This window comes from Delftia sp. ZNC0008, assembly GCF_000799035.1.
Lineage (GTDB): Bacteria > Pseudomonadota > Gammaproteobacteria > Burkholderiales > Burkholderiaceae_C > Comamonas > Comamonas tsuruhatensis.
Window position 1 is genome coordinate 1 of sequence record NZ_JTKZ01000566.1, and the last position, 2,316, is coordinate 2,316.

Sequence of the window (2,316 nt, forward strand, 5' to 3'; positions counted from 1 at the left end):
GGTGCTCCGGTTCTGGATCATCGGATGTCGCCCTCCACATCCACCTGCACCAGGAAGCCGTGGTCGTTCATCACGCACACGCGCGTGGGGCCGTACTGTTCCAGGCGGCAGCAGCGGTTTTCCGACCAGACGGAGAAGCGGTAGCGCCCCAGGGCATCAGGGCCTTCAATGCGCTCGCGCATTGCGGCGCCACGCCACAGGGGCGGGTGCTGAGGCGCGGCGCGCACGGGGCCGCGCTGGCCACGGCGCGGAAGGTCGGGGCGGAAATCAAGCATGTGCACCGCCGCCCCCTGCGCTGGCATCGAAGTCCTGCACCTCCAGACCCAGCACGCGCGCCACAAAGCTCTCCAACCGGGCGCCGCGCGACTGCTTCCAGCCCGGCAGCCGGTGCACGGCATCGCAGGTGCACAGCTGGGGCAGCGCCAGACGCATGTAGCCGGCCCAGCTCCCGCACGCTGGCGCGGGGTTCTCGGCTGGGTTCTCGACGTGGTGGCCCTGGGCACGCAGCACAGCGGCCGCGCGGTTGAAGGCCGGGTAGTTGAACTCGGGCAGGCCTGTCATGGGACCTGCGATGTAGATGCGCTTCATGGCCGGGCCCTCCGGAAGGACCACGCGATCATTGCGGCGTCACGCTGGTGCTGATTGCTGCGGCCGGCCCAGCCGGTCAGGCGGCTGAAGGTGGCGGCGTCGATCTTGGCGCCGTGGGCGCCGCCGGCCTTCGCGCTGGGCGGCATGCCGAAGCAGGCAATACCGAGGCTGGCGCACAGGGTCTCGATCAGGACGCACCATGCATCGATCTCGCCCACGTTGCGCGCCATCTTGGCCCGCGCTGCAGCGCTTCCCTGGCCGGTCCACGTCTTCCGTGCCTTGCGGCTGTCCTCGAAAATCACCAGCGTGGGCGCCCTGCCCTGCAGGGTCTGCAGGATCTGCGCTGGCGCAATCTCCTCCAGCGCCTGCAACTGGCCGTCCACGATCCAGGCCAGGCCCGTGTGCTTGCCCGGGTCAATGCCCAGCACCGTGATCGGGCCCTGGTGGCCAGCAGGCACCGTCACGCGCGGGGCGGCGGGCGCCAGGCGAGCGCCTGCAACTGCTGCACCACCTGCCGCTCGATGTCCACGAACAGCCGGGACTCGTCCCTGTCCAGCTCCCTGGCCCTGGCCTTGACGTACTCCCACCACCCGGGTTGCTGGGCCAGCTTGACGAGGTGCGCCACGGCTGCCGCGCTGAGATTGATTTGGTGTTGCTGCCATTGGTGTTCAGACGACGATGAATTCATGGGTGTCGCTGCCGTGGCTGTTGACCAGCAGCTCGCGCAGGCGGCGTTCGGTGGCGCGGTGCGCGCGGATGAAGGTGCGGGCCGGGATCACCTCCAGCACCTGCCCGTAGGCCTCGCCGAACTCGACCAGGTGGCCCAGCTGCACGGCGTTCAGGCGCATCTCCTGGCCGTGGCCGTGCTTGCGGCCCAGGTCCACGACGGCCGCCACCGCATCAGCAAACAGGCTCTGAGCCCCCGGCTCTGTAAAGACGCCCATGCCGAGTAGCGTTTCGGACAGGTTCGCGGCGTCGGCCAGGTCGCGCCAGTGCTGCACGGTCGGGGATGCGTAGCCCACGGCATGCACTGCGGCCAGGACTGCAGCAGCCAGGGGCTCGCGCTTGCGCTGGTGCAGCGGCTGCCGTTCGCTGGCCGATAGCTCCTGTGCCAGCGTGTAGGTGTAGGGCAGCCGCAGGTAGTCGCGGCTCACGGCGGAATGGATGGCGCTCATGGCTGGCTCCCCTGCTGGTGCTCCGCCACGGCGGCGGCAGCGCGGCGCTTGGCCTGACTCAGGCGCATGCGGCCGGCGCGGGCCTGGACCTGCACGGGCGTGAAACGCGCGGCCTTGAGTGCAAAGGCTTCGCGCAGGGTGGCCAGCTTGGACAGCACCTCACGCTTCGGGCCGCTGGGCATGGACTCAGGTGCCGGCAGCGCCAGGGCGGCGCGCGGGGCCGGCAGCTGCAGCTGCTCGCGCAGGTCGTCAGTCAGGCCCTCCAGCCCGCCCGGCAGCCTGCCTGCCGTGATGGCTTCCTGCACGGCGCGCGTGCGGGCTTCGGGGTCGTGCCCCAGGCTAACCTGAACCACAGGACGACGGCGCAGTGCACGGGCCTCGCCGGTGATCCTGCCGTAGGCCTCGATGAAGGCCTGCCGGGCGCCGAACTTGTCGCCGGCATCCAGCAGCGGCGCGGCCACGGCCCAGGCCTGGGCGATCTCATCGGTCCACACCACAGTGGCCTGCTGGTCTGCGCTGGTCAGCGCCAGGGCGTAGGCCTCGGCCGGCAGCA

6 protein-coding genes are annotated in these 2,316 nt (G+C 70.5%); all 6 read right to left on the bottom strand.

Annotation, left to right across the window (positions count from 1 at the left end):
- Nucleotides 1–17: 17 nt before the first annotated feature.
- Nucleotides 18–275, bottom strand: coding sequence for a hypothetical protein (locus L995_RS18720; protein WP_047472973.1), 258 nt, complete (start codon nucleotides 273–275; stop codon nucleotides 18–20).
- Nucleotides 268–588 carry a DUF4406 domain-containing protein gene (locus L995_RS18725; protein WP_047472974.1) on the bottom strand — a complete coding sequence of 107 codons (321 nt, stop codon included), beginning with the start codon at nucleotides 586–588 and terminating at the stop codon, nucleotides 268–270. The genes L995_RS18720 and L995_RS18725 overlap by 8 nt, the downstream gene beginning before the upstream one ends.
- Nucleotides 585–1,052, bottom strand: coding sequence for a hypothetical protein (locus L995_RS18730; protein WP_231574473.1), 468 nt, complete (start codon nucleotides 1,050–1,052; stop codon nucleotides 585–587). Before L995_RS18730 ends, L995_RS18725 begins: the two co-directional genes overlap by 4 nt.
- Entirely contained in the window at nucleotides 1,049–1,276 is a 228-nt protein-coding gene (locus L995_RS18735) for a hypothetical protein (protein WP_047472976.1), read from the bottom strand. Before L995_RS18735 ends, L995_RS18730 begins: the two co-directional genes overlap by 4 nt.
- Complete coding sequence (locus L995_RS18740) at nucleotides 1,257–1,763, bottom strand: hypothetical protein (RefSeq protein ID WP_047472977.1); 507 nt, start codon at nucleotides 1,761–1,763, stop codon at nucleotides 1,257–1,259. The genes L995_RS18735 and L995_RS18740 overlap by 20 nt, the downstream gene beginning before the upstream one ends.
- A partial coding sequence (locus L995_RS33915; protein ID WP_047472979.1) for a hypothetical protein occupies nucleotides 1,760–2,316 on the bottom strand: 557 nt, incomplete at its 5' end. The genes L995_RS18740 and L995_RS33915, both read right to left, overlap by 4 nt.